The sequence below is a fragment of the Streptomyces sp. NPDC002619 genome (genome assembly GCF_042889305.1).
Taxonomy (GTDB): domain Bacteria; phylum Actinomycetota; class Actinomycetes; order Streptomycetales; family Streptomycetaceae; genus Streptomyces.
In genome coordinates, this window is sequence record NZ_JBIAQV010000010.1 from 31,683 (window position 1) to 56,741 (window position 25,059).

21 protein-coding genes and 1 tRNA gene are annotated in these 25,059 nt (G+C 71.8%); 8 read left to right on the forward strand and 14 right to left on the reverse strand.

What is annotated here, in order from left to right:
- The first annotated feature begins 526 nt into the window (after window positions 1-526).
- Window positions 527-1,615: an LLM class flavin-dependent oxidoreductase gene (locus tag ACFYXB_RS18275; protein WP_389583267.1), complete on the forward strand. Its 1,089-nt coding sequence runs from the start codon at window positions 527-529 to the stop codon at window positions 1,613-1,615.
- Here ACFYXB_RS18275 and ACFYXB_RS18280 read toward each other — a convergent pair.
- Entirely contained in the window at window positions 1,594-3,390 is a 1,797-nt protein-coding gene (locus ACFYXB_RS18280) for a putative bifunctional diguanylate cyclase/phosphodiesterase (RefSeq protein ID WP_389583269.1), read from the reverse strand. The two genes, ACFYXB_RS18275 and ACFYXB_RS18280, sit on opposite strands and share 22 nt — an antisense overlap.
- 363 nt (window positions 3,391-3,753) lie before the next feature.
- Between ACFYXB_RS18280 and ACFYXB_RS18285 the strand changes: the two genes are divergently transcribed.
- Entirely contained in the window at window positions 3,754-4,968 is a 1,215-nt protein-coding gene (locus ACFYXB_RS18285; RefSeq protein ID WP_389583672.1) for a M6 family metalloprotease domain-containing protein, read from the forward strand.
- Window positions 4,969-5,122: 154 nt separating this feature from the next.
- On the opposite strand, the gene ACFYXB_RS18290 is transcribed toward ACFYXB_RS18285, so the two are convergent.
- From ACFYXB_RS18290 to ACFYXB_RS18320, 7 genes are all read right to left on the reverse strand, one after another.
- A tRNA-Lys gene (locus ACFYXB_RS18290) sits at window positions 5,123-5,196 on the reverse strand.
- A complete protein-coding gene (locus ACFYXB_RS18295; protein WP_389583271.1) occupies window positions 5,187-5,741 on the reverse strand; it encodes a bifunctional DNA primase/polymerase in 555 nt (184 codons plus the stop codon). The genes ACFYXB_RS18290 and ACFYXB_RS18295 overlap by 10 nt, the downstream gene beginning before the upstream one ends.
- 122 nt (window positions 5,742-5,863) lie before the next feature.
- Window positions 5,864-6,235, reverse strand: a complete 372-nt coding sequence (locus ACFYXB_RS18300) for a hypothetical protein (RefSeq protein ID WP_389583273.1) — start codon at window positions 6,233-6,235, stop codon at window positions 5,864-5,866.
- A 284-nt stretch (window positions 6,236-6,519) separates the two neighbouring features.
- Window positions 6,520-7,857, reverse strand: a complete 1,338-nt coding sequence (locus ACFYXB_RS18305; RefSeq protein WP_389583276.1) for an AAA domain-containing protein — start codon at window positions 7,855-7,857, stop codon at window positions 6,520-6,522.
- A complete protein-coding gene (locus ACFYXB_RS18310) occupies window positions 7,854-9,440 on the reverse strand; it encodes a hypothetical protein (protein ID WP_389583278.1) in 1,587 nt (528 codons plus the stop codon). Before ACFYXB_RS18310 ends, ACFYXB_RS18305 begins: the two co-directional genes overlap by 4 nt.
- Complete coding sequence (locus tag ACFYXB_RS18315) at window positions 9,431-10,624, reverse strand: hypothetical protein (RefSeq protein ID WP_389583281.1); 1,194 nt, start codon at window positions 10,622-10,624, stop codon at window positions 9,431-9,433. The genes ACFYXB_RS18310 and ACFYXB_RS18315 overlap by 10 nt, the downstream gene beginning before the upstream one ends.
- On the reverse strand, window positions 10,521-11,474 hold the full coding sequence (locus ACFYXB_RS18320) for a phosphatase PAP2 family protein (protein WP_389583284.1): 954 nt from the start codon (window positions 11,472-11,474) through the stop codon (window positions 10,521-10,523). Before ACFYXB_RS18320 ends, ACFYXB_RS18315 begins: the two co-directional genes overlap by 104 nt.
- A gap of 220 nt (window positions 11,475-11,694) precedes the next feature.
- Here ACFYXB_RS18320 and ACFYXB_RS18325 point away from each other — a divergent pair, with 220 nt between their 5' ends.
- Window positions 11,695-12,297 (forward strand): histidine phosphatase family protein, encoded by a 603-nt coding sequence (locus tag ACFYXB_RS18325; protein ID WP_389583287.1) that lies wholly within the window; start codon window positions 11,695-11,697, stop codon window positions 12,295-12,297.
- 7 nt (window positions 12,298-12,304) lie between these two features.
- On the opposite strand, the gene ACFYXB_RS18330 is transcribed toward ACFYXB_RS18325, so the two are convergent.
- Window positions 12,305-13,771, reverse strand: a complete 1,467-nt coding sequence (locus tag ACFYXB_RS18330; RefSeq protein ID WP_389583290.1) for a hypothetical protein — start codon at window positions 13,769-13,771, stop codon at window positions 12,305-12,307.
- A gap of 281 nt (window positions 13,772-14,052) precedes the next feature.
- Between ACFYXB_RS18330 and ACFYXB_RS18335 the strand changes: the two genes are divergently transcribed.
- Together ACFYXB_RS18335 and ACFYXB_RS18340 are read left to right on the forward strand one after the other, a co-directional pair.
- Window positions 14,053-14,439 (forward strand): hypothetical protein, encoded by a 387-nt coding sequence (locus tag ACFYXB_RS18335; RefSeq protein ID WP_389583293.1) that lies wholly within the window; start codon window positions 14,053-14,055, stop codon window positions 14,437-14,439.
- 53 nt (window positions 14,440-14,492) lie between these two features.
- Entirely contained in the window at window positions 14,493-15,362 is an 870-nt protein-coding gene (locus tag ACFYXB_RS18340) for a spermidine synthase (protein WP_389583295.1), read from the forward strand.
- 13 nt (window positions 15,363-15,375) lie between these two features.
- Here ACFYXB_RS18340 and ACFYXB_RS18345 read toward each other — a convergent pair whose 3' ends face one another.
- Window positions 15,376-15,906 carry a hypothetical protein gene (locus ACFYXB_RS18345; protein ID WP_389583298.1) on the reverse strand — a complete coding sequence of 177 codons (531 nt, stop codon included), beginning with the start codon at window positions 15,904-15,906 and terminating at the stop codon, window positions 15,376-15,378.
- Window positions 15,907-16,004: 98 nt separating this feature from the next.
- On the opposite strand from ACFYXB_RS18345, the gene ACFYXB_RS18350 reads away from it, so the two are divergent.
- The 3 genes from ACFYXB_RS18350 to ACFYXB_RS18360 all read left to right on the forward strand — a co-directional run bounded on the left by ACFYXB_RS18350 (window position 16,005) and on the right by ACFYXB_RS18360 (window position 19,680).
- The gene (locus ACFYXB_RS18350) at window positions 16,005-16,712 is read left to right on the forward strand and encodes a response regulator transcription factor (protein WP_389583301.1); all 708 of its coding nucleotides are present in this window, start codon (window positions 16,005-16,007) and stop codon (window positions 16,710-16,712) included.
- A complete protein-coding gene (locus tag ACFYXB_RS18355; protein WP_389583304.1) occupies window positions 16,709-18,112 on the forward strand; it encodes a sensor histidine kinase in 1,404 nt (467 codons plus the stop codon). The genes ACFYXB_RS18350 and ACFYXB_RS18355 overlap by 4 nt, the downstream gene beginning before the upstream one ends.
- 110 nt (window positions 18,113-18,222) lie before the next feature.
- Complete coding sequence (locus ACFYXB_RS18360; protein WP_389583307.1) at window positions 18,223-19,680, forward strand: cellulose binding domain-containing protein; 1,458 nt, start codon at window positions 18,223-18,225, stop codon at window positions 19,678-19,680.
- A gap of 426 nt (window positions 19,681-20,106) precedes the next feature.
- Here the strand turns inward: ACFYXB_RS18360 and ACFYXB_RS18365 are convergent, their stop codons facing one another.
- The 4 genes from ACFYXB_RS18365 to ACFYXB_RS18380 all read right to left on the reverse strand — a co-directional run bounded on the left by ACFYXB_RS18365 (window position 20,107) and on the right by ACFYXB_RS18380 (window position 24,936).
- A complete protein-coding gene (locus ACFYXB_RS18365; RefSeq protein WP_389583309.1) occupies window positions 20,107-21,540 on the reverse strand; it encodes a GH1 family beta-glucosidase in 1,434 nt (477 codons plus the stop codon).
- A gap of 158 nt (window positions 21,541-21,698) precedes the next feature.
- Window positions 21,699-22,595, reverse strand: a complete 897-nt coding sequence (locus ACFYXB_RS18370) for a carbohydrate ABC transporter permease (protein ID WP_351349918.1) — start codon at window positions 22,593-22,595, stop codon at window positions 21,699-21,701.
- Window positions 22,592-23,617 carry a carbohydrate ABC transporter permease gene (locus ACFYXB_RS18375; protein ID WP_388497202.1) on the reverse strand — a complete coding sequence of 342 codons (1,026 nt, stop codon included), beginning with the start codon at window positions 23,615-23,617 and terminating at the stop codon, window positions 22,592-22,594. The genes ACFYXB_RS18370 and ACFYXB_RS18375 overlap by 4 nt, the downstream gene beginning before the upstream one ends.
- Window positions 23,614-24,936: an ABC transporter substrate-binding protein gene (locus ACFYXB_RS18380; protein ID WP_389583312.1), complete on the reverse strand. Its 1,323-nt coding sequence runs from the start codon at window positions 24,934-24,936 to the stop codon at window positions 23,614-23,616. Before ACFYXB_RS18380 ends, ACFYXB_RS18375 begins: the two co-directional genes overlap by 4 nt.
- Window positions 24,937-25,059 lie beyond the last annotated feature (123 nt).

The window sequence follows — 25,059 nt, forward strand, 5'->3', positions numbered from 1 at the left end:
ATGCCCGGGGCGGCACCCTCTCGTTCAGCGCCCGCGCCGTCCGGGCCGGGTCCCGCGTGCCACCCGGCATCCGCCGTACGCCGCTCCCGCCCCCCGACAGACTCCGGGCGTCCCGCGCGGTCGCTCGCGACCCCGGGGTCCATTCGCCCGGGGCCGCGCTCTTATGCCCGGGGCGGCACCCTCTCGTTCAGCGCCCGCGCCGTCCGGGCCGGGTCCCGCGTGCCACCCGGCATCCGCCGTACGCCGCTCCCGCCCCCCCGACAGACTCCGGGCGTCCCGCGCGGTCGCTCGCGATTCCGGGGTCCATTCGCCCGGGGCGCGCTCTCACGCCCGGGGCCGCACCCGGGCGTCCGGCACCCGCGCCGGCCGGCGGAACGCAGGCCCGTTCCGCCGGACTGCTCTGCCCCCCGCAGACTCGGCCGCGCCGCCCCGGCACCCCCCGACCTTCCCGCCCGGGAATAAACCGGAGACCGCCTCCTGTTAAGCACCGGAGGCAACTGCACGGTCGAACACAGGAGGCACCAGCGTGTCGGCAGATGAGATCCGGGGTACGACGCACGGCACCGCCCCCGTCCCCCTCTCCGTACTGGACCTGGTGACCGTCGGCGTCGGCAGTACCGCCACCGACGCCCTGCGCACCAGCGTCGAGCTGTCCCGGCTCGCCGAGGCGCGGGGCTTTCACCGGTACTGGGTCGCCGAGCACCACTCCATGCCGGGCGTCGCCTCCTCCTCGCCCGCCGTGATCCTCGCCCACCTCGCCGCCCACACCGACCGCATCCGGCTCGGCTCGGGCGGCGTGATGCTGCCGAACCACGCGCCCCTCGTCATCGCCGAGCAGTTCGGCACCCTGGAGGCCATGGCACCGGGGCGGATCGACCTCGGCCTCGGTCGCGCCCCCGGCACCGACGGAGCCACCGCCGCCGCACTGCGCCGTACCGACACCCTCAACGAGGGCGCCGACGACTTCCCGCAGCAACTCGCCGAGCTGACCCGCTTCCTGGACGACGACTTCCAGGACGGCCACCCCTACCGGCGCATCCACGCCATCCCCGGCCCCGTGCAGGGCTCCGCCCCCGGCGGCGTCCAGTCCCCGCACCGCCCGCCCGTCTGGCTGCTCGGCTCCTCCGGCTTCAGCGCCCGGCTCGCCGCCCTGCTCGGACTGCCCTTCGCCTTCGCGCACCACTTCTCCGCGCAGAACACCATCCCGGCGCTCGACCTGTACCGGGAGCTCTTCCGGCCGTCCGACGTGCTCGACGAGCCGTACGCCCTCATCGGCGTCTCGACGCTCGCCACGGACGACGAGCGGGATGCCGCCCGGCAGGTGAAGGCCACCGCGCTGAACATGATCCGGCTGCGCACCGGCCGCCCGGGGCTCTTCCCCGACCCGGACGAGGCCGAGAAGTACGAGTTCAGCCCCATGGAGGAGGACTTCGTGCGGTCCTGGGCGGGCAACATCGTGCACGGCACCGCGGACGAGGTCCGCGCCGGACTCGACGCCCTGCAACAGCGCACCGGCGCCGACGAGTTGATGCTCACCTCGCACGCCCACCGCGGCGAACTGCGGCTGCGTTCCTACGAACTGATCGCGGACGCCTACGGGTTGCCCACCGCGTAGGACTGCGTGCCGAGCAGTTCGGAGATACGATCCGGCGGCACCGGACGGGAGTACAGCCACCCCTGGCCGGTGTCGCAGCCGATGTGCCGCAGCCGCGTCGCCTGTGCCGACGTCTCCACGCACTCGGCGGTGACGGTCAGCCCGAGCCGGTGCGCGAGCTGGATCATCGCCTCCACCACGACCTCGTCGGCCGGATTCGGACGGTCCCCCGGGTCGTCGTACTGGAAACCCCGTACGAACGAGCCGTCCAGCTTGAGGACCGACACCGGCAGCCGGCTCAGGTACGCCAGGTTCGAGTAGCCCGTGCCGAAGTCGTCGATGGCGATGCGCACCCCCATGTCGCTGAGCGCTTGGAGCGCCTGCAGCGGACGGCCCGCCGAGCCCATCACCGCGGACTCCGTCAGCTCGAGTTGCAGCAGATGCGGCGCCAGGCCCGTCTCCGCCAGGGTCCTGGCCACGTCCGCGACCAGGTCGGAGTCCCACACCTGGCGCACCGCCACATTGACGCTCACGAAGATCGGCGGCTCGCTCGGGTGGGCCAACTGCCAACTGCGGGCCTGGCGGCAGGCCGTGGCCAGCGCCCAGCGGCCGAGCGGCACGATCGAACCGTCTTCCTCCGCCAATCCGATGAACCGATTCGGCGTCAGCGTGCCGAACTGCGGGTGGTGCCAGCGCACCAGCGCCTCGACGCCGTGCAGCCTGCCGTCCTCCATACCGACCAACGGCTGGTAGTCGAGGACGAATTCACCCCGGTCGATGGCCGGGCGGAGCGTCGAGGACAGGGCCTGCCGGGTCATGCGGTGCGCGTTGCGCTCCGGGTCGAACAGGGTCCATCGGGACTTTCCGTCGGCCTTCGCCCAGTACAGGGTGGTGTCGGCCGCCTGCATCAGACCGGTGGCCGTGGTCCCGGCCGCGTGCCGCTCGACCACACCGATCGAGGCCGACAGGGACAGGCGCCGGCCCGCGATGTCGAAGGGCTTCTGGAGAGCCGCCAGCGCGGACTCGGCGAGGTCGGCGAGCTGGTCCGTGCCGGTCGAGTCCTCCACGAGGAGCGCGAACTCGTCGCCGCCCAGCCGCGCCACCAGGGGCGCGCCCGCCCGCGCGAAACCGTTCTCGTCGGCGACCTGGGTCAGCCGCTCGGCCACGGCGGCGAGCAGCCGATCGCCGACGCGATGGCCGAGGGTGTCGTTGACCGCCTTGAAGCCGTCGAGGTCGAGATAGCACAGGCCGATGCGGCCGGTGCCGCTCTGTTCGTACGACTCCGCCTCCAGCGCGGCCGTCAGACGCTCGAAGAACAGCGTGCGGTTGGGCAGCCGGGTCACCGGGTCGTGCATCTGCAAGTGCCGCAGTTTGGCCTGTAGTTCACGGCGGGCGCTGATGTCGGCGACGGAGAGCAGCACGCCGGCCTGCGGCCCGGTCAGCGGCGCGACGGTGAGCTGCGCCCACACCGAGCGGCCGTCGGGCTGCTTCAGCCGCCGGGTGCAGCGCAGCTTCGCGTGCCGGCCGCGCAGCACCTCGCGGTAGGCGTGCCAGGAGCGGGCGTCGGAGGCCAGGTCGACGAGGTCGGCGGCGAGGCGTCCGGTCAGGCTCTCGGGTTCGGTGCCGAGCAGTGCGCCGAACGCGTCATTGGCGCTGACGACCAGACCCTCGCCGTCGACGACGGCCATGGCGAGGGGAGCGGTCGCGAAAGCGCGATGATAGACATGGTCGCTCTCTGTGACGGCCGACCGGTCGAGGTCTGCCGCGGGCGTCGGCCCTTCGGACGTTCCGCTCACCGCTCGCTCCCGCAGTGCACTCGATCTCTGTCCGTGCCGGAAAGTGTGCCGATCATAGATGCTGGCCCGAAGGCCTTCCAGCCAATGTCCAGTGTCCCCGAAGCGACGACCGTTCTGACAGATCGTTTCTGCCCGCGCCTGGACGGGTTCTTCGAGCCCCCCCGACCACTTGTGACGTTCCGTGAGCGGTTCGGGGTGTCGGCCATTCGGGGACGCCCCTCGGTCCTCACCCTTCTGGTGTAGACAAACAGGGCAAACAGTAACGAACTGTCACACGCTGGGTGCGGTGTCCCGCGAACCGCTCCCGGAGGTCCACCCGTGCCGCGTCGCCAGCTGCGCAGCACCGCCGCCGTGTTCACAACCATGTCGGCGTTGGCCGCGACCTCGATCCTGACCGGCCCCTCGGTCGCCGAGCCGTTCTCGACCGCGCCCTGCGCCCTCCAGCGCAGCCAGGCGCACCACTCCGAGGGCGTCGACACCTGGAACGCCGCCTACACGCGCCCGACCCGCGCCCTCGACGCCGTGATGGTGTTCCTCTCCTTCCCGGACGCCACCCCCCACAACACCCCGGCCGAACTGACCGCCGACCACTTCCCCGCCACCAGCCGCTTCTTCGAGCAGGCCTCCTACGGCCGGTTCACGCTGCACCCGCATCCGCTGAGCCACTGGATCCGCATGCCGCGGCGCTCGACGTCGTATGCCATAAGACGCGACTGGGACGGGACGGAGCGGTCCGCCTATCTGCGCGACGCGTTCGCGGCGACGGATCGCGAGGTCGACTACTCGCGCTACGACGTCGTCTACTTCGTGGCCGATCCGGACGCGCCCGGCGTGGACTCCGACGCGACGAAGGTCGTCAACCTGCAGAACCCGGTGCGTCTCGACGGCAAGGACGTCCGCCGCGTCGTCACGGTCTTCGAGAAGCACCCGCCGGACCGGCTGGTCCTCGCCCATGAGACGGGCCACGTCTTCGATCTGCCGGACCTGTACCACCGCCCGGCCGACGGGAAGGGGGACTGGGACACGTACGTCGGCGACTGGGACCTGATGGGCAGCCAGTTCGGTCTCGCGCCGGATCTGTTCGCCTGGCACAAGTGGAGGCTGGGCTGGCTGAATCCGCGCCAGGTGGTGTGCGTACGGGGCGCCGCGCCGACGCGGCTGACCCTGGAGCCGCTGTCCGCCGGGGAGGAGAAGCCGGACGTGGGCGCCGCCGGGCCCGAGGCGTTCGGCCTCGGTGGCGGCGTGAAACTGGCCGTCGTCCGCACCGGCCCCGACACCGCGCTCGCCTTCGAGGCGCGGGGACCGGCCGGGAACGACCACGCGGAGTGCCGGCAGGGCGTACTGGTGTACCGGGTGCGCAGCGGCAAGGACTCCGGCGGCGGCCCGATCGAGGTCGTGGACGCCCACCCGCACACGGAGGCCTGCTGGGAGGGCTCGGTCTACCCCCCGCTCGCGGACGCCCCGGTGGCCCTGGGCGAGAGCTTCACGGTGCCGGGGGAAGGGGTGAAGGTGGAGGTGGAGGGGCGTACGGCGTCGGGGGCGTGGACGGTGAAGATCACGCCGAGGGTGACCGGCTGAACGCCGGGGGAGCTACGTGCCGACTTTCCGGCCAAGGGCGACCTGGTAGGGGGTGTGGGTGGCGAGGCCCCCACAACGCGCGGCGAAGCCGTGCAAAAACAACGATGGCGAGGAGGTTCGCGCTGTCCGCGAACACGCCTCGCCATCGCCATCGTGCGCCGCCAGGGACTCGAACCCCGGACCCGCTGATTAAGAGTCAGCTGCTCTAACCAACTGAGCTAGCGGCGCCTGCTGACGTCGTAGACCTTAGCACCCTGATCGGGGGGAGGAAAAATCGATATCCGCACGGTCGCGCGAGCCGCTCCGACGGCCGCCCAGAGCAGGACCTCGGGGCCCGGTAACCAGGGATGACGCGTGTCGGGGGCCACCAGCCAGCGGGAGCCGGAGGGGTCCGGGGAACCGTCGCCGTGCGGGGCCGGGACAGTCACCGCGTCGCTGTTTCCGTGACACAGAAGCGACGGTACGTGCGACCCCCATTCCTCCCACTCCAGCAGCGACGGCAGCCGCTGCGCCGTGCCGGGCGCCGCGAACAGAAGCAGGCGGTTCCGGAACATCGCGACCGGGCCGGAGCCTGGGCCCACGTCCCACAATCGGTCCAGCATCCGGCGACCGAAGATCGCCGGTGCGTTCACCACGTCGAAGACGGTGCCGCAGGGGAGGACGACCGGGGCGTCGGGCCGCTCCTCCCAGTACGCGAGCGTGCTCCGCGTATACGTTCCTGCGGAGGCCAGCCAGGCGGCGCCGTCAGCGGTGACATTCCGTGTGCTGCTCATGGCGGATATATCTACCGCTCGTGAGCAATCGGTTCCGGAGAGTTGTGGGAATCCGGGACAGAGAGCCGGGGAGGGGCGTATCGTGCCCGCCTGGCATATGCCGCATGGCCCGTACCGAGTGCCTACACGGGGTCGGCGGTGCCCCGGCCCTCGGCGCCGACGCCCCGCATCAGGTCCTGGCCGAACTCCACCATCTTCTTCGCGTAGTCCTCGGTCCACTCCGCGCGCTCCGCGATGTCCGCCGGCGTCAGACGGTCGAAGCGGCGCGGGTCGGCGAGCTGGGCCGCCGCGATGGCCTGGTACTCCACGGCACGGTCGGCGGCCGCGCGGAACGCCTGGGTCAGCTCCGTCGCCCGGGCCAGCAGGGCGCGGGGGTCGTCGATCGACTCCAGATCGAAGAAGTGCTCGGGGTCGGCGGCCGCCTCCTGGGGCTCGAAGAGCAGGGGCGCGGGGCGTAGCCGCGGTTCGTTCCGACGCGGCGTGGGCTCCGCCATGTCTTCTCCTCCTCGTACAGTTCGATGGGCCTCGCCATTGGGTGGGCCACCAACCATTGTCTCGCGCCCGCGCAAGGGCTCCTCGGACGGCACCCCTCGGTTCAGCCGCCAGATGTTCAAGGCCGCCAGGTCACCCGGTGTTCCGCCAAATGTGCCAGCACCGCGTGATTCGCCTCCCAGCCGTCGGGGCTGTATCCCTTGGCCGCCTCCGGCGGCGTGCCGGACTCCGTCCGGCGGGTGCGGGGTGCGTGCCGGGCGTTGGTTGATCGGGCGCCGGGTGTGTGTCATGGCCGCCAGGCCACCCGGTGTTCCGCCAAATGTGCCAGCACCGCGTGATTCGCCTCCCACCCGTCGGGGAACTTCACCACCGTTCCCAGCTGGACCGGTTCCGTGGACGGGTAGTCGTCCAGGAGGTCGGTCACGCCGGCGCGGCAGATCATGATGCAGGCCTGGCGGTGGCGGGAGGCCAGGACGCACAGGCGGCCCGTTTCCAGGTGGAACGCCGTGGCGTCGGGGCGGCCGGAGAGCGGGTGGAGGACCACCGTCACGTCGTACTCCCGGCCCTGGAGCCGGTTCGCCGTGTCCACCGTGACGTCCGTGACGCCCAGCTCGGCCAGCGCCGAGCGGACCGCCGCCGCCTGGTCGCGGTGCGCCGTGCCGACGGCGATCCGGTCGGCCGTCACCGGCGCGGGGTCCGGTGAGCGCTCCGACGTCGCCGCGCCGCCCCGGTCCAGCAGACGCCGTACCACCGTCGCCACCGCACGCACCGCCTCCGGGTCCGTGCGCGGGGTGTGCCGGGCGGGCAGCTCCAGTAGGCCCCAGCCTGAAGCCGCCGCCTCGTCGATCACCCGGTCGGGGCCGGAGCCGTCAGACGGCACCGCGAAGGACAGGCGCCGGTCGCCGTGGTCCGTGCCGCTGCGGAACGGGGTGTAGGGGTAGAAGGCGTCCGAGACCAGGGGCGCCGCCGACGCCGGGAGGCGCCAGGACACCGGGAGGCGGTGCTGCGGGAGATTCGGGTTGTGGGCCAGCAGGGTGGTCACCGCCGAGGCCGAGGGGTCGTACGACAGCCCCGCCCACTGCTCGCTGCCCACGATCGCGAACGGGTCCAGCTGTCCCGGGTCGCCCACGAACAGCGCCCGCTCGAACAGCCCGGCCACGGCGAGCAGGCTGTCCGAGCGCATCTGGTACGCCTCGTCCACGATCGCGTGCCGCCACGGCTCGTCCACCTTGACGTGCGCCCACTTCGCGGCCGTCGAGAGCACGACCGGGATGCCGGTCAGCTCGGCCGCCTTCGCCGACTTGCGGACGTTCGGCAGGTCGTCCAGCGCCTTGTCGTACGGGTCGGTGTCGCTGCTGTGCAGACGGCCGACCGGCAGTTCGGGGTTCTTCTCCGCGAGGCGCAGGACCAGGTCGTCGACCTGGGCGTTCGTCTGCGCCACCACCATCAACGGGCGCCCCGAGTCCGCGAGTTCGAGCGCCGCCCGGACCACGAGCGTGGACTTCCCGGCACCGGGCGGGGAGTCCACGACCACGCCCCGATGGGTGCCGTGCAGGGTGTCGCCCAGGATCGCGTCGGTGGCTCGCGTCGCCGCGGCGGCAGGGTCGAAGGCCGGCGCCGTCACAGGACGTCCTCCTCGGTCACGGTGTCGGGAGTCTCGGGTACCGCCTCGCCCGGCGGGCCGCCGTGCGTCCACGGGGTCTCCTCCGGGTCGGGCAGTTTCGCCCCGCCGCGCTGCTCGTGCTCGAACAGCGTGAAGCACAGCCGGTCGCCCTTCTCGGGCACCGATCCGGCCTCCGGCTCCTTGCCGCGGCCCATCTTGTCGACGATCCGCAGGACCACCAGCCCCTCGCCCTCGTGGCCGACGAACTCCGCCGACTGCGGCTTGCCGCCCAGCGCGCGGTACACCCTCGCCCGCTCACCGAGGTGCGGCCGGTCGTCCGTGCGGACGGTGACCAGCGGGCGCGGACTGGGCCGCTTGCCCTCGCTGTACGCCATCACGACCTCGACGACCTCGCCCGCGAACGCCTCACCGGCCAGCCGCCGCCCGGCCATCACCAGCGGATCGTCGAGCGCCTCCTGGGCCTCCAGGCGGGCCTGTTCGCGCTCGCGCGTGGCGAGCTTGTTGGCGGCGGTGACCGCGTCGTCGCGGCGCGGCTGCGGGGGCTCGCCGGCGAGGACGCGGTCGCGATGACCGGTGAACGACCAGCGGTCGCGGGTCCAGCGCTCCTCGACATGCGCACCCTCGGGCAGCTCCCGCAGCAGGTCGAGGCCCTGCCAGACCTTCTGCCAGGTGGGCTGCAGCTGGCTGAGGACCAGTCGGCGGATCTCCTGCTCGGCCGCGGTGAGTTCACCGAGCCGGTCGTCGGCGGCCAGGCCGTCCTCGGCAGTGGCCAGAGCCGTACGAGCGCGGTCGTAGCGCTCGATGGCGGGGGCGAGCAGCTTGTTGTCGAACGCCGGGTCGGTGGCCGGGCCCGCGGGCGGGCACAGCAACTGGCCCTTTTCACGGGTGAGTTCGGCATGCAGCGCCGCCGTGGCGCCGGTCTCGCCCTCGGGCGGGTCGATCCAGGCGAGCAGTGCGCCCAGGTGTTGGTCCTCCAGGCTGGACTGGCCGGTCGCCCAGTGCCGGCCCAGCACCTCGGTCAGGGCGAGCAGCAGCGAGGAGCCGGGAACGCGGGCCCGCTCCCCGAAGTGGGTCAGCCACCGCCCGAGCAGCGGCACCCGGGGCGGTGCCGGATACGGGGCCTCGGGCTCCTGCTCGGCGGTGCGGCGGAACCGCATGGAACGGCCCAGCAGCCGTACGAACTCGATGCCCGCGCGGCTCGGCACGATCAACTGGGGTGCGTCCGCGCACAGTTCCACCTCGACCTTGACCCGCTTGCCGGTCTCCGGGTCGGTCTCGGTGCGCTCGGCGGCCTCCACGGAGTCGGCGTACGAGTCGACGTACGGCAGGACGACATCGGCGAGTTCGGCGAGGAACGCGAAGCGCAGGTCGCGGTCGCGCGGCTGTGGCACCACCAGCAGGCGCGGCGCGTCCCGGTCGGTGCCCACCAGCGCGCCGAGCGGGGCACCGGCCTCACCGGCCGTGGTGAGCGGCACGAACACGAGGGGGCGGTCAGACAGATGGCGGTGCCGCAAGGTGGCGGCGGGGTGGGCGCGCCCGGTGCTGACGGCCTCCAGGCGGGCCAGGGTGGCGATCAGCGACAAGGAGCCACCTCCCGGCCGGCCGCCGCGAGGGCTTCTTGCCGCAGCGCCGCCGCCCTGCGCAGGGCCGCCACCGCCGGGTCGTCAGGGTCGCCGCTCTCGCCGCGGGCCGCCGACAGCACGTCGTCGACCGTGGTCAGCCCGCCCAGTTCGGCGCGGACCGGGCGGCCGAGGGTGGTCACCGCGCCGACCGTGCGCGAGCGGTCCCGGCAGTGGAAGGCGAGTTCGCAGGCGGCCAGGCACTCGGGCGCATACATCGCCGGGACCGACTCGACCGCGCTCGTGAGTTCGCCGGCCGGCCGGTCCGGGGCGAAGCAGGTGCCTTCCGGGAGGCTGTCGGCGATGTCCTGCACGCGCGTGAGCCGGGCCAACTGGCGGGCGGTGACCGCGCGCTGCTTGCGGACGTCGACCGCGGAGGCCGTGGGCAGGTTGGAGAAGTCCTTGGGACACACCAGCAGGACCCGGTGACGCACGCGCGGGGCGGGTTCAAGTCGCGCAGCGACCTCCTCCAGGGCCAGCACGTACACCGCTGCCTGGCGCGCGGCCGCGCCCACCTTCGCCGGGTCCGCCGAACCGTCCAGCATCGGGAAGGACTTGATCTCCACGACCGTCCAGCTGCCGTCCGGGTGCACGACTACGGCGTCCGGCTCCAGGAAAGCGGGGGAGCCCGCGACGTCCAGGGCGAGCATCGGGTGGTCGAGCAGCGTCCAGGTGCCGGGCGCGCCGGTGGCCTCGCGCAACGCCAGCGCCGTACGGGCCGTACGTCCCTCGGGGCCGACCGCCGACAGGTCTGGTACGGCGGCCTCGCGCGGCGGTACGGCGGCCGGGTCGAGGCGCTCGTGCACCAGCTTCAGTATCTCCGCGCCGCCGTCGGCCTTCACCCGCGCCTCGAAGGCGTTGCCCCGGGTGAGGGCGAACTGCGACTGGCCGAACGCCGACGGTGAGCCGAGCGCGCTCGCCAGCGCCGCCTTGTCCACCCCGGCGCCGTCCAGGATCGCGCGCCTGCGGCACCCCGGGTTCGCGGCGAGCGCCGCGAGGGCGCGCGCGTCCAGTGCCTTGGCCGGTACCTCGGGACCGCGCAGCTCAGCGAGCCGCTGCCGGAGCCCCTTCTCCCGCGTCCTTGGAGGAGGTGTCCGGCTCGGCTCCGGTGCCGAACCGCTCCTTGCGCTGCCGTGGAAATCGCTCACCCGGGGAAGTCTGGCATCCGCCACTGACAATCGGGGAGCCCGCGGTGCCCGGGGCCACCGGGACCGCTGTGTCACGCGGGCTCAGGCGGGCCCTGAGCAGATTCCCCGTACGCAGCACGTACGGCGCGAGCAGGAGTCCGGCGCCCATCACGGCGACGCCCGCGACCGCGTCCAGGAAGTAGTGGTTCGCGGTGCCCATGACCACGATCGCGGTCAGCAGCGGATAGGCCACGCCGAAGACCTTCGTCGCGCGCGTGCCGCCGTACCGCCACAGCATCACACCGCACCACAGCGCCCAGCCCACGTGCAGGCTGGGCATCGCCGCGTACTGGTTCGTCATGCTGCCCAGGCCCCGGGGGGCGCTGGCCTGCCCGGCCCACCAGCCGTACGAGCTGTACTGGGACATCGTGTCCACGAACCCGTGGCCCGGCGAGAGGAGCCGGGGCGGGCAGGTCGGCAGCAGCGTGAAGCCGATCAGACCGATGAACGTGGACGTCATCAGCCAGGTGCGGGCGGCGCGGTAGTGGGCGGTGCGGAACCGGAAGAGCCAGACCAGGATCACCGGAGTGACCAGGTAGTGCAGCGACGCGTACCAGAAGTCGGCCGGCACTCCGAGCCACGCCTCGCGCGTGAACAGCCGGTTGAGCGGGTGCTCGGCATTGAGGCGCAGGACCTTCTCGATCCGCAGGACCGCCAGGCCGTGGTCGACGGCGCTGGAGATGTCACCGCGGGCGAGCAGACGGCCGGCCGAATAGCTGCCGTACACCAGCAGGATCAGCGGCAGCTCGGTCCACCAGCGCAGCCGGGTCCGCGGCGACACCTCGATGCCCGGTGTCTCGGTCTGCGGCATCCGATCGCCCTCCCCCTTCTTCCTCCGTGCGGCGCCCGGCGGGCCGACCGTGACACTTTACGGTGGACACATTCCGCACATGCGGGGCGCTCCAGTCCTCGAAGACGCACGGATCGGCCCCCGGGTTGCCCCCCGACAGCGTGCGCGATGATGGGGGGATTCCGCCTCTGAATTCTCGGGTTCTCTGACTTTCGACCCTTCTCCCGGAAAGGCCCCTTTCATGGCACCGCGCATCCTGCTGGCCCGGCACGGACAGACCGAGTGGTCACTGTCCGGAAAGCACACCGGCAGGACCGACGTACCGCTCCTGGAGGAGGGCCGTCGCGGTGCCAAGCTGCTCGGCGAGCGGCTGCACCGGGCGCCGTTCGACGGGCTGCCCGGGGTCGAGGTGCGCACCAGCCCGCTGGCACGCGCGCGTGCGACGTGCGAACTCGCCGGGTTCGGCGAGCGAGCCACCGAGTGGGACACGCTCCTGGAGTGGGACTACGGCGCGTACGAGGGCATGACCCCGGCCGGGATCCAGGCCGTCCGCCCCGGCTGGCTGATCTGGCGCGACGGCGTCCCCGAGGGCGAGACCCTCGCCCAGGTCACCGCGCGGGCGGACGAAGTGGTGGAGTGGGCGCGCGCGACGGACCGCGATGTGCTGGTCTTCGCCCACGGGCACATCCTGCGCTCCATAGGCGCCCGTTGGCTGGGCCTTCCCCTGGACTTCGCCGCACGCATCCGCCTCAACCCGACTTCACTCTCGGTCCTGGGCTGGGCCTACGGGGAACCCGCGATCGAGAGCTGGAACGACCTCGGGCACCTGCACCTGGCCGGTTAGCCGCGCCTCATACCGCGCGCGGGAGTGTCGAGTGACGCTCCAGGAACTCCGACACTCCCGAGGCCCGGCGGTGCGGCAGCAGCACCCGGGCCGTGCCCGCCAGCATGGTCTGGATGCGGGACGACTGCACCTGGCCGAGAAGGTCGAGGACCCGCATCCCGGCCAGCGCCGCCTCGTCGGGGCGCCCCCCGCGCGCGAGGTCGTCGGCGAGTTCGGCGGTGTACAGGGCGATGTTCCGGGTGAAGTGGGGGTCCTGGAGCTGGGCGGCGCGGCGCGCGTGCCGGGCCGCCCGCGGCCAGTCGCCCAGCGTGGACCAGCACTGCGCCTCCAGGCCCTCGAGCTCGGCCTCTCCGTAGAAGCTCATCCACTCGGGGTCGGCGTCCGAGCGGCCGCGTTCGTAGAGGGCCTGCGCGCGGGCCAGCGCCTGTTCGCAGCCGGTGCGATCGGCGAGCCCCGCCCAGCCGCCCGCCTCCCGCAGCGCGAGCAGCGACATCAGGCGCGCGGAGCCCAGTTCGCGTCCCACCCGCTGCGCGGCCTGTGCCGCCCGCACCGCCTCCCGCGGCCGCCCAGCGTCCCGCGCGAGGAACGCCGTGTTGCAGAAGGCGTGCGCCTCCAGCCCCGGGTCACTGGTCATCCGGGCGGTGGCCAGCGCCTCCGCGTAGTGCGAGCGGGCGTCGTCGAAGCGGCCGGAGTCGTGTGCCAGCCAGCCCACCGAGATGGCGAGTTCACCGGCGCCCGAGTGCAGCCGGTCGGCGGTCGTCTGACGGGTCGCGCCGGCGTCCAGCAGCTCATAGGCGGCGCGCAGCGGAGCCGCCGCACGCCGGTACAGGCCGTCCGCGCCGTGCCGGTCGTCGAGCAGCCGGATTCTGCGGACGGCCTCCTCGAGGGCGGCAGCCTCGCCGCTGCCGACGCGGCGCAGCGGCCGGTCGGCGGCCGCGGCGTCGATGGTGAGTCCGAACGGGCCGAGCGCGGCGGCCACCGTGGCGCCTCCGCCGGTCATGAATGCGCGACGTAGCACGTCGCTCTCCTCGTGGTTCTCGTCGTTCTCGTGCGGGTCGTGCGTCTCATCGGTGTCGTACGGGTCCTGCGTGTCATACGGCTCGAAGGCTCCGCGCATCTCACCCGCCGTGTACGCCGGGCTCGCGATGCACGAGGGGGGCGCTTCCTCGGCCGGGCGCGCCCCGCGTCCGCGTACGGACGCGCGGGGCGCGAAGCCGAGGTCGGCGAGCGTGCGACCGGGGAACATGTGCAGGAACACCCGTTCGTACGCGTAGTTCGGGCAGCGGATCTCACCCGCCTCGACCCGGCCCACGTAGCGCGCGTCACAGCTGACCCGCTCGCCGATCTCGCGGGCGGCACGCCGTACCAGCGCGGCGAACTCGGCCGGTGAGTGCCGGCCGCGCAGCTGCCGGAAGACGGCGTTCGGCCGTGCTGGCCGGTCGGGTTGTGACGAGGTCACCATTGACGACGCCATGGCCGGGTCCTCTCGTGCGAACCGTCGAACCATGCCGGACTCTGGTCGGCTCGGGGTGGAAGTGGATCAACTCACCCGTGGGACGCCCTGATTCCGGCGGGCAAGAACGTACCTGCTGTGATGGACCCGCCACGCATTGTTTAGCTACAAACCGGATATCTCACCCACGATCTGCCATGAACTGCCATCCTTTGCGGCGGACTTGCGCCGTTGCCGTTGACGCCGCTGTCGCGTTGAACCGTGTGGACCGCAAAGGGCTGCGTGGTGTGGTGGAGGTCGGGATGGAGACCAGCCAGAGCAACGAACCTTGTACGTCGTCGGCGAACGCCTGCGACCTCGTGACGGTGCCGACCCGGCAGGGGCTGGAGGCGATCGACATCCTGCGGCGCGGGGTGGGCGACGCGGTGGGGCCCGTCCTGCACGACGACGGGGACGACACCCTTGGCTTCCTCGTACCGCAGGGCACCGCCGCCGCCTGGGACGTCCCCGGGAGCACATGCACCGGGACCGACGGGCGGGGACTGAGACTCAACCCGGAGCCGCCGGTCGTGGGCTCGGACTGGCTGGTGCCGCCCGGCGAGGCCGACCTCTCCACCGATCCGGCCGTGCTGCGCCGGGCCCTGGGGGAGGCGGCCCGGATCATCGAGGCCGCGGACAGCTGCAGCTGACGCCCGCCACTGTGCGGTCGGCGGGCGCACGCCCGGCCTGCGAAAATGACGGAATGGGCAGGTCCAGGAATCCGAAGCGCAGGGCGGCCGCCGACGCGGCCGTCACCGAGCCCGTCGACGGCGGGCTCGCGCAGCTCATCCCGGATCCGGACCGCGGCCGTGCCTGGACGCTGCTGATCGACGGGGCCCCGCAGTCGCACGTCGACCTCGACGACCCCGCGTACCTCTCCTTCGAGTACCAGCGGCGCCTCGGCCATGTCATCGACCTCGTCGCCCCGCCCGGACGCCCCCTGCACGCCGTGCACCTCGGGGGCGGCGCCTTCACCCTCGCCCGTTACGTCGCCGCCACCCGCCCCCGCTCCACCCAGCAGGTCGTCGAGCGTGACGCGTCCCTCGTCCAACTGGTGCGCCGGGAGCTGCCGTTGGACCCCACCGCCCGGATACGGGTGCGGGCGGCGGACGCGCGTGCGGGTCTGGCCAAGGTGCCGGACGGCTGGGCCGACCTTGTCATCGCCGACGTGTTCAGCGGCGCCCGTACGCCCGCCCACCTCACCTCGACCGAGTTCCTCGACGAGGTCCGCCGGGCTCTGAACCCCACCGGCGTGTACGCCGCCAATCTCGCCGACGGCCCGCCGCTCGCCCATCTGCGCGGCCAGATCGCCACCGCCGCCGCCCGCTTCCCCGAGCTCGCGCTCATCGCCGACCCGGCCGTGCTGCGCGGCAAGCGGTTCGGCAACGCGGTCCTGGTCGCCGCCGACCGCCCGCTGCCCATCGCCGACCTCACCCGCCGGGCCGCCTCCGACCCGCACCCCGCCCGCCTCGAACACGGCAAGCCGCTCACGGACTTCACCGGCGGGGCGGTTCCTGTCACGGACGAGGCGGCGGTGGCCTCCCCGGCCCCGCCGCCCTCGGTGTTCCGCTGACCAGGTACTCAGGTCAGTAGGTGCCCACTTCGACATGCGGGGGCCCGTCGTGCCAGTTGCAGAACACCGACACCCGGTCCGTGTCCTTGGCGAACTCCACCCGGATCCACGTCTGCGTCTTCCACACCTGCATCGACCAGCCGGTCCCGGGCGTCGCCGAGACGAGCGTCGCGTCGGCCTTCCCGAGGTCGAACACCGCCCGCCCGCCGTCGGTGTCGTAGGCCTTGATCTGCCCGGAGGCGGTGGGCGACGGGGACGCGACGGGGCTCGTCGGCGGCTTCGGCGCCTTCGGCGAGGGGGCGGGCATGCGGCGGGCCGGGGACGCGGTGTGCGACGCGCTCGCCGACGGGGACGGCGGCTTGGATGTCGAGGACGCCAGGGGCTTCGAGCCCTGCGTGGTCGCGCCGGGCGCCGTGATGGGCAGGGCGCGCGGCGGGTCGTACGCCGTCCCCGCCATCACCGTGTGGACACCCCACCACGACAGCGTGACCGCCGCGCCCGTGGCGAGCGACCAAGCCAGTACGTGTACGAGTCCGCGGAGCATCGCGGGCCATACTGCCTCACGCGTCCCACGGGCCGCACCCGGTCCGAGTTATCCACAGGCGGGGGACCCCCATCCGCGCATGGCGTACGGTGCGGCGCATGGCAAGTGTGCTCGTGGTCGAGGACGACCAGTTCGTACGCTCGGCGCTCATCCGGCATCTGACCGACGCCTCGCACACCGTGCGCAGTGTCGCTACGGCACTGGAGGCGCTGCGCGAGGTCGCCCACCTCCGATTCGACGTGGTCATCCTGGACCTCGGCCTGCCCGATCTGGACGGCTCCGAGGCCCTCAAGATGCTGCGCGGCATCACCGACGTGCCTGTCATCATCGCCACCGCGCGCGACGACGAGACGGAGATCGTGCGCCTGCTGAACGCCGGGGCGGACGACTACCTCACCAAGCCCTTCTCCGTCGAGCACCTCTCGGCCCGGATCGCTGCCGTCCTGCGCCGCTCCCGTGCCACCGCCACGGACGCCCCGCCGTCCACCGTCATCCGCGTCGGCGGCCTGACCGTCGACCCGCTGCGCCGCCAGGCCGAACTGGACGGCGTACGGCTCGACCTCACCCGCCGCGAGTTCGACCTGCTCGCCTTCCTGGCCGGCCGGCCCGGCGTGGTCGTGGCCCGCAGGGAACTCCTCGCCGAGGTCTGGCAGCAGGCCTACGGCGACGACCAGACCATCGACGTCCATCTGTCCTGGCTGCGCCGCAAGCTGGGCGAGACGGCCGCCCGGCCGCGCTATCTGCACACCCTGCGCGGCGTCGGCGTGAAGCTGGAGCCGCCCGGCGGAGCGGAGCCGCCGCGATGAGGTGGGCACTGGTCAAGGTCTGTCTGGCGGTCACCACGATGGTCGTGGTCGCCTTCGCCGTCCCCCTCGGCCTCGTCATCAAGGAGATGGCTCGCGACCGCGCCTTCTCCAGCGCCGAGCGCGAGGCCGCGGCCGTCGCACCGGCGCTGTCCATCACCACCGACCGCGACAAGCTGGAGCGAGTGGTCGCCTCCGCGGGCTCCGACTCCGGGATGGCCGTGCATATACCGGCCGTCGACACCGCCGCGGCCGTCGACCTCGGCCGGCAGCGCGCCGCCGACCGCGACATCGCGACCGTACGGAAGCTGGGCCGCGCCTCCACCACGGCGGTGCCCGGCGGCTCCACGCTGCTTCAGCCGGTCGCCCTCAGCTCGGGCGCGATCGCGGTCGTCGAGGTGTACGTCCCCGAGTCCGAGGTCAGCAACGGCGTCGGCACGGCCTGGGCGGTCCTCGCGGCGGTCGGGGTCGCGCTGACCGTGGGCTCCGTCGCCGTCGCCGACCGGCTGGGCGTGCGGATGGTGCAGCCCGCGCAGCGGCTCGTCGAGGGTGCGCACGAACTGGGGGAGGGGAAGCTCGGCGCACGGGTGCCGGAGGAGGGGCCGAACGAACTCCGGCTGGCCGCAGTCGCGTTCAACTCGATGGCCGACCAGGTCGTCCAACTCCTCGCGAACGAACGGGAGCTGGCGGCCGACCTGTCCCACCGCCTGCGTACGCCCCTGACCGTGCTGCGCCTCAACGCGGCCTCTCTGGGCGACGGTCCGGCCGCCGACCAGACCCGGGCTGCGGTCGCGCAGCTGGAACGCGAGGTCGACACCATCATCCGTACGGCCCGGGACGCCAAGCCGCAGACGGCCGCCGCGGGACCGGGCGCCGGATGCGACGCGGCCGAGGTCGTCCGCGAACGCATGGGCTTCTGGTCCGCGCTCGCCGAGGACGAGGGCCGCAAATGGCGGGTGGCCGGCGTGGACCGGCCGGTGCGCATACCCGTGGCCCGCGCCGATCTGGCCGCCGCGCTCGACGCGCTCCTCGGCAATGTCTTCCGGCACACGGCCGAGGGCACGGCCTTCGCCGTGGACGTGCACAACGGCGAAGACGCGGTGATCGTGCTCGTCTCGGACGCGGGCCCGGGCATCCCCGATCCGGCCGCCGCGATGGCCCGCGGCCGCGGCTCCGGCCACGACGGCTCGACCGGCCTCGGCCTGGACATCGTGCGTCGGCTCGCCGAGTCGACCGGCGGGGACGTACGGATCGGCTCCTCGGTGCTCGGCGGGACCGAGGTGCGCATCTGGATCCAGCTGGACGGCCGCGAGCCGGTGCGCAGGGGGCATCGAGGAGCCGTACGCCGCCGCCGTACCGGCAAATTGGTCTCTACCTTTAACCGCTCCCGATCCCTTCCTTAAGTGCACCCTAAGATCCCCAACGGCCGCCCCTATCAAGACGTTTGTCCGATTCCCGGTCGCTAGCGTGCTGCCGCACCCCACCCCCGTGAGCAGCGAAGGCAGGCACGCGCATGAGCACGCACCGGCGCAGGATCAGTGGCAGGAACAAGGCGATAGGCGGACTGGTCGCCGCGGCCGTCGTCGGTGGCGGCGCGGTCCTGCTCACCGGCACCGCGCAGGCGGCGGGCATCGGCGCCGCGTACACCAAGACCAGCGACTGGTCGACGGGTTACACCGCGCAGTACGTCGTCATGAACAACAGCGGTCAGCGAGAGGCGGACTGGACGCTGGAGTTCGACCTGCCGGCGGGCTCGAAGCTCAGCTCGCTGTGGAACGGCGAGTCGAGCGTGAGCGGCCGGCACGTCACCGTGAAACCGCCGAAGTGGGACACCGACGGCCTGGCCGCGGGCGAGTCGGTCACCATCGGCTTCGTCGTGAACGGTTCGGGCGACCCGACGGCCTGTCTCATCGACAACGCGAAGTGCTCCGCGGACGACGGTGCGACGCCGGAACCGAGCGGCCGCCCGACCAGCTCACCGACCCCGAGCCCGACCTCGACCCCGACGAAGACGGCGACCCCGACCCCGACCCCCACGCCCACCCCTTCGGGAAGCACGGGCACGGGTACGCCCACCGGCGCGGGCTTCGCGCCGTACGTCGACACGTCCCTCTACCCTGCCTTCGACCTCCTCGCGAGCGCCGACGCGACCGGCGTCAAGAACTACAACCTCGCCTTCATCACCGACGGCGGCGGCGGCTGCACGCCGAAGTGGGGCGGCGTGAGCGACCTGAACAGCGACGGCGTGGCGGCCCAGATCGGCGCCCTGCGCGCCAAGGGCGGCGACGTGCGCGTCTCCTTCGGCGGCGCGTCCGGCTCCGAACTCGCCACGACCTGCTCCTCGGCGGACGCGCTGGCGACGGCGTACGGCAAGGTCGTCGACGCGTACAAGCTCACCAAGGTCGACTTCGACGTGGAGGGCGGCGCGCTGCCCAACACGACGGCGAACACGCGCCGAGCCCAGGCCATAGCCAAACTCCAGGCCCAACACCCCGGCCTGGACGTCTCCTTCACGCTTCCGGTGATGCCGGAGGGCCTGACCCAGGACGGCGTGAACCTGCTGTCGAACGCCAAGTCCAACGGCGTGAGGACCAGCACGGTCAACATCATGGCGATGGACTACGGCGCCTCGTACAGCGGCGACATGGGCGCGTACGCCGAGCAGGCCGCGACAGCCACGCAGGCGCAGGTCAAGAGCGTGCTGGGCCTGTCGGACGCGGCCGCCTGGAAGACGGTGGCGGTCACCCCGATGATCGGCGTGAACGACGTCTCCTCCGAGATCTTCAAGGTCGACGACGCCACCCAGCTGGTGAACTTCGCCAAGTCCAAGGGCCTCGGCGGGCTGTCGATGTGGTCCGCGGGTCGCGACAAGCAGTGCGCCGGCGGCCCCAAGCCCTCGGCCGACCCCACGTGCAGCTCCATCACCCAGGACGCGTTCGCGTTCTCGAAGGCGTTCAACGCGTTCAACTGAGCCACTCTCGAAACCCGGCGGAACGGATCCGTACCGCTGGCTGCAGGGCAGGCCGTGGGCGGGCAAGACGGCACTGGCGGCCTGGTTCGCGCTCCATCCGCCGCGCGGGGTCGTGCGGGCCTGTGGCCACACGACCCGGACATGGCGGGTCGACTGGTGGACGACGTGCTCCACGGCATGCGCAGTGATCCCGTGTTGCCTGTCGCACGGCTGCTCGTCGCCGCCGGGCTCCACGACGGTGGACGCAGTGCGCGCCTCGCACGGCTCCTCTCGGTACCTGGCTCGACCGGACCCTGACCGTCTCGACCGCCAAGGAGCTGTTCCAGGACGGGTGACCCGGTGAGCAGCGGGGCACGGCACGTCCCCTCCATGTGAGCGTGCCGCGCCCCGTCCCTCCCCCGACTCGGCCCCCTGTCCCGAGCCCGGCTACTCGCCCTCGACCTCCGGCAGCGTCCCCGTCCGGGCCGCCTGCGCGTACCAGCGGGCGCTCGACTTCGGGGTGCGGGCCAGCGTCGCGTAGTCCACGTACACCGCGCCGAAGCGCTTCTCGTAGCCGTACGCCCATTCGAAGTTGTCCATCAGGGACCACAGGTAGTAGCCGCGCACGTCCGCGCCGTCCGCGATGGCCCGGCGGACCGCCGACAGGTGGCCGTGCAGGTACGCGATGCGCTCCGGGTCGTGCACGGTGCCGTCCGGGTCGGGCTTGTCGTCGTAGGCCGCGCCGTTCTCGGTGATGTACAGCGCCAGGCCCGGCGCCTCCCGCGAGTACCGCATGATCAGCTCGTGCAGGCCCGTCGGGTCGATCGTCCAGCCCATCTCCGTGCGCTCGCCCGGCGTCTGGTGGAAGGCGACGTCGTCGGCCGAAGGCCAGGGGGAGTGGTCGCTCGCCCCGTGCCCGTCCGCGCGCTTGGTCGCCGCGTCCGCGTCCGTGTCGACCGCCGACACCAGAGCCGGCGTGTAGTAGTTGAGGCCCAGCGCGTCGAGCGGCTGGTGGATCGCGCGCAGGTCGCCGTCGAGGACGTACGACCAGTCCGTGACCGACGACGTGGCCGTGAACAGCGTCGCCGGGTACGCGCCGTGCAGCATCGGGCCGTGGAAGACTCCGTTGGCCAGGTCGTCGATGCGCTGTCCCGCCGCCAGGTCCGCCGGGCTCTGCGACACCGTGCGCACCACCGAGGAGTTGAGGCTCACCGCGATCGAGTTGCGCGACGGCATCACCGAGCGCAGGGCCGAAGTGCCGAGCCCGTGCGCCAGGTTGAGGTGGTGCGCGGCCCGCAGCGACGCGAGCGGGTCCGTACGGCCCGGCGCGTGCACCCCGGAGCCGTAGCCCAGGAACGCGCTGCACCACGGCTCGTTCAGCGTGATCCACTGCTCCACGCGGTCCCCGAGCGCCTCGCCGACCATCTGCGCGTACTCCGCGAAACGGTACGCCGTGTCCCGCTCCGGCCAGCCGCCCGCGTCCTCCAGCTCCTGCGGCAGGTCCCAGTGATAGAGGGTGACGGCCGGCTTGATGCCGTGCTCGAGGAGCTCGTCCACCAGACGGCGGTAGAAGTCCAGACCCACCTGCACGGCCGGTCCCCGGCCCGTCGGCTGCACCCGCGACCAGGAGATCGAGAACCGGTACGCGGAAAGGTCCAGCTCCGCCATCAGCGCCACGTCGTCGCGGTAGCGGTGGTAGTGGTCGACAGCGATGTCACCGGTCTCGCCGCCTGCCGTCCTGCCCGGCGTATGGCTGAAGGTGTCCCAGATCGACGGGGTGCGCCCGTCCTCCCGCACCGCCCCCTCGATCTGGTACGCGGAGGTCGCGGCGCCCCAGAGGAAGGCGGGAGGAAAGGTCACGGGGGTAACGGAGTCAGGCATGGAAGCGCTCCCAAAAGTGGTCGTGGAGACCGAAGAGGGGTGGGGAGAAGAGGGGGAAGGGGAGAAAAGGAGGGGGAGGGCCGGGGCGGCGGTGACCCGGCCCTGAAGGGCTGCCCGAGCGGGGAAGCGGCGCGGGGAGGCCGGAGGCCCGGACGCGGTCAGCCCTTGATCGCGCCCTGCATGATCCCGCCCACGATCTGCCTGCCGAACAGGAGGAACGCGACGAGCAGGGGCAGCGTGCCGAGCAGCGCGCCCGCCATGATCACCGCCTGGTCAGGCACATAGCCGGTGCCCAGGGAGTTGAGCGCGACCTGCACGGTCGGGTTCTGCTGGTTGAGGGCGATGATCGGCCACAGGAAGTCGTTCCACGCGAACACGAACGTCAGCAGACCGAGCACGGCCATCGCCGGACGCGCCGCCGGGAAGACGACGTGCCAGACGATCCTGAGGCTGCTCGCCCCGTCCACCCGGGCCGCCTCGATCAGCTCCGTCGGCAGCGCCTGCACCAGGTACTGCCGCATGAAGAACGTGCCGAACGCGGTCACCAGGCTCGGCAGGATCACCGTCTGAAGCTGGTTCGACCAGCCGAGGTCCGACATCCACAGATACAGCGGTACGACCGCCAGCTGCGGTGGGATCATCATCGTGCCGATCGTCAGCAGCAGCAGAAGCCCGGAGAAGCGGAACCGCAGCTTGGCGAAGGCGAAGCCGGCGAGCGTCGCGAACAGGACCGTACTGATGGTGATCGTGCCCGCCACGAACGTCGAGTTGACCATCGCGGTGCCGAGGCCGGCCTGGTCCCACGCGGTCTCGAGGTTCTTGAACAGGTTCCCGCCGAACCACAGCGGCGGCGGGGTCTGCGCGAGACGCCGGTCGTTGCGCGAGGCCGCGATGGCCGTCCACACCAGCGGCGCCAGCGAGATCAGCGCGAACACCGTCAGGACGACATAGGTGACGGGACCCGCGTACAGCTGTTTGCCCGCGCCCATCAGCCGGCGGCGCCCGGTCTTCCCGACCTTCGATGTCTGCGGCAGGGTCAGTTCACTGGTGGTCATTGGGACTTCCTCAGCCGTCGGGTGATCAGCAGATTGACCGCGGCGATGATCAGCAGGATCAGGAACATCGACCAGGCGATCGCGGAGGCCTTGCCGAGGTTGCCGATGATCCAGCCCTGGTCGTACATGTACAGACCTAGCGTCTGGTACTGGTGCTCGGAGCCGCCCTTCGACCCGCTGACCCCGCCGAACAGCAGCGGCTCACCGAAGAGCTGGGTCGCGCCGATGGTGGAGACGACCACCGTGAACAGGATCGTCGGCCGCAGCTGCGGGACGGTCACGTGCCGGAACTGCTGCCAGCGGTTGGCCCCGTCGATCGCCGCCGACTCGTACAGATCGGCCGGGATCGCCTGCATCGCCGCCAGATAGATCAGCGCGTTGTAGCCCGTCCACCGCCAGATCACGATCGAGGACACCGCGAACTGCGAACCCCAGTCCGACTCACGCCAGTTGATCGGATCCACCCCGACGAAGTGCAGGATCCAGTTGACCATGCCGCCGTCCCACGAGTACAGCAGCGTGAAGACGAGCGTCGCCGCCGCCACGGAGGTGGCGTACGGGGTGAGCATCACGACCCGCCAGACGGTGGAGCCCCGCAACTTGTAGTTGAGCAGGTGCGCCAGCCAGATCGCCGCCATCAGCTGCGGCACGGTAGAGATCAGGCCGATGGTGAAGGTGTTCGTGAGGGCGTTCCAGAAGAAGTCCGAGGACAACAGGTTCTTGTAGTTGTCCAGGCCCGCCCAGGTCTGGGTGTCCAGCGCGGACAGCTGCACGTTGTGCAGCGAGTACCAGGCCGTGTAGAGCAGCGGGACCAGTGTGAAGGCCCCGAACAGGATGAAGAACGGGGCGACGAACGCGTACGGCGACGCCTTCATGTCCCAGCGGTACAGCCGCCGGCGCCAGGAGTCGGCGCCCGGCGGCGCACCGCGACCTTGAGCGCCCCCCGCCGCGCCCGGCTGATTGCCGGGCGCGGCGTCGGCGCTCGACGCGGGTTGCGCGAGAGCCTGCTTGGAGCTGGTCACTGGCCGAGCACGTCCTTGATCTCCTTGCTGGCGGCGTCCCAGCCCTGAGCGGGCGTCTTGCCCTTCTGCTCGACCTGGAGGATGCCGATGTCGGTGATCGCGGTGCCGATCGGCTGGTCCTTGACGCCGAAGTACTGCGTCGGGATGGTGTTCGCCGAGTCGGAGAAGATCTGCGTGATCGGGGCCCCGGAGAAGTACGCCGTGGTGTCGGCGGCCGGCGTCAGGTTCGCGTACGCCGACGGCGTCGACGGGAAGCTCGCCTGCTTGGCGAAGACCTTCGCCTGCTGCTCGGGCGCGGTCAGCCACTTGGCCAGGGCGACGGCCTCCTTCTGGTGCTTGCTCGCCGTCGGCACGCCGAGGAACGAACCGCCCCAGTTGGCCGCGGTCGGCGCAGCCGCCACGTCCCACTTGCCCTTGCCGGAGTCACCGGACTTCTGCTCGATGTAGCCGATCATCCAGGCCGGGCAGGCGACGGTGGCGAAGGTGCCGTTCGCGTAGCCCTGGTCCCACGTCGGGTCGAACTGCTTCAGCTTCGCCGACATGTTGCTGGTCGCCACCTCCATGGCGGCGTTCCACGCGTTCTTCACGCCCGTGGACTTGTCCCAGATGACGTTGCCGTCCTTGTCGTAGTAACGCTGGTCCTGACCACCGAGGGCCGCGTTGTAGACGGAGGAGGCCGAGTCCACGAACTTGGTGCCCTTGGGCGCCTTCTTCATGTACTCCTTGCCGAGGTCGACGTACTTGGTCCAGTCGCCCTTCCACTGCGCGGCGAGCTTGGTCCGGTCGGTCTCGAGCCCGGCCTTCTGGAACAGGTCCTTGCGGTAGCAGATCGCCATCGGGCCGATGTCCGTACCGAGCCCGATCGTCTTGCCGTCCTTGGTGGTGGCCTGGGCGAGCTTCCAGTCCAGCCACTGGGACTTGTCGACGTCCTTGCCGAGGTCCACGAACTTGTCCGCCTGCGTCTGGACGGCCTCGGTGATGTTGCCGACCTCGATCGCCTGGACGTCGTCGGTGCCGGAGCCGGCCTGGAGGCGGGTGAGGACCTTCGGCCAGTAGACGTCGGTACGAGTGGTGACGTTCTCCTTGATGTTGATGTCCGGGTGCAGCTTCATGTACTCGTCGTAGAGGCCGGCCTGCTTGTAGCCGAAGACGCCGAAGGTACCGATGGTCAGAGTGGTCTTCCCGTTGGCGTTGCCGCCACCGGTGTCCGACGAGCCGTCGTCCGGGTCGCTGGAGCAACCGGCCAGCAGCCCCGTGGCCAGCGCGGCGACGACCGCGACAGTCGCCAGCCTGCGGGACCGGCGGGTACTCGTGCGCATTGCGTCCTCCTGTTGCCTGACGTGCCGACCCCCCGGCCAACTGCACTGTTGGGCCCGTTGTTACTCGCTGCGGCTCGGGCGGGGAACGTGCGGGATGTGTATGTGTCAGGTACTGTGGGAGCG

Excerpts from the sequence above, each read along its gene's own strand:
- ACFYXB_RS18285 (WP_389583672.1), top strand. The coding sequence starts at position 3,754 with ATGTCGGCGTTGGCCGCGACCTCGATCCTGACCGGCCCCTCGGTCGCC.
- ACFYXB_RS18295 (WP_389583271.1), bottom strand. The coding sequence starts at position 5,741 with ATGAGCAGCACACGGAATGTCACCGCTGACGGCGCCGCCTGGCTGGCC.
- ACFYXB_RS18300 (WP_389583273.1), bottom strand. The coding sequence starts at position 6,235 with ATGGCGGAGCCCACGCCGCGTCGGAACGAACCGCGGCTACGCCCCGCG.
- ACFYXB_RS18320 (WP_389583284.1), bottom strand. The coding sequence starts at position 11,474 with ATGCCGCAGACCGAGACACCGGGCATCGAGGTGTCGCCGCGGACCCGG.
- ACFYXB_RS18325 (WP_389583287.1), top strand. The coding sequence starts at position 11,695 with ATGGCACCGCGCATCCTGCTGGCCCGGCACGGACAGACCGAGTGGTCA.
- ACFYXB_RS18330 (WP_389583290.1), bottom strand. The coding sequence starts at position 13,771 with ATGGCGTCGTCAATGGTGACCTCGTCACAACCCGACCGGCCAGCACGG.
- ACFYXB_RS18335 (WP_389583293.1), top strand. The coding sequence starts at position 14,053 with ATGGAGACCAGCCAGAGCAACGAACCTTGTACGTCGTCGGCGAACGCC.
- ACFYXB_RS18340 (WP_389583295.1), top strand. The coding sequence starts at position 14,493 with ATGGGCAGGTCCAGGAATCCGAAGCGCAGGGCGGCCGCCGACGCGGCC.
- ACFYXB_RS18345 (WP_389583298.1), bottom strand. The coding sequence starts at position 15,906 with ATGCTCCGCGGACTCGTACACGTACTGGCTTGGTCGCTCGCCACGGGC.
- ACFYXB_RS18350 (WP_389583301.1), top strand. The coding sequence starts at position 16,005 with ATGGCAAGTGTGCTCGTGGTCGAGGACGACCAGTTCGTACGCTCGGCG.
- ACFYXB_RS18355 (WP_389583304.1), top strand. The coding sequence starts at position 16,709 with ATGAGGTGGGCACTGGTCAAGGTCTGTCTGGCGGTCACCACGATGGTC.
- ACFYXB_RS18360 (WP_389583307.1), top strand. The coding sequence starts at position 18,223 with ATGAGCACGCACCGGCGCAGGATCAGTGGCAGGAACAAGGCGATAGGC.
- ACFYXB_RS18365 (WP_389583309.1), bottom strand. The coding sequence starts at position 21,540 with ATGCCTGACTCCGTTACCCCCGTGACCTTTCCTCCCGCCTTCCTCTGG.
- ACFYXB_RS18370 (WP_351349918.1), bottom strand. The coding sequence starts at position 22,595 with ATGACCACCAGTGAACTGACCCTGCCGCAGACATCGAAGGTCGGGAAG.
- ACFYXB_RS18380 (WP_389583312.1), bottom strand. The coding sequence starts at position 24,936 with ATGCGCACGAGTACCCGCCGGTCCCGCAGGCTGGCGACTGTCGCGGTC.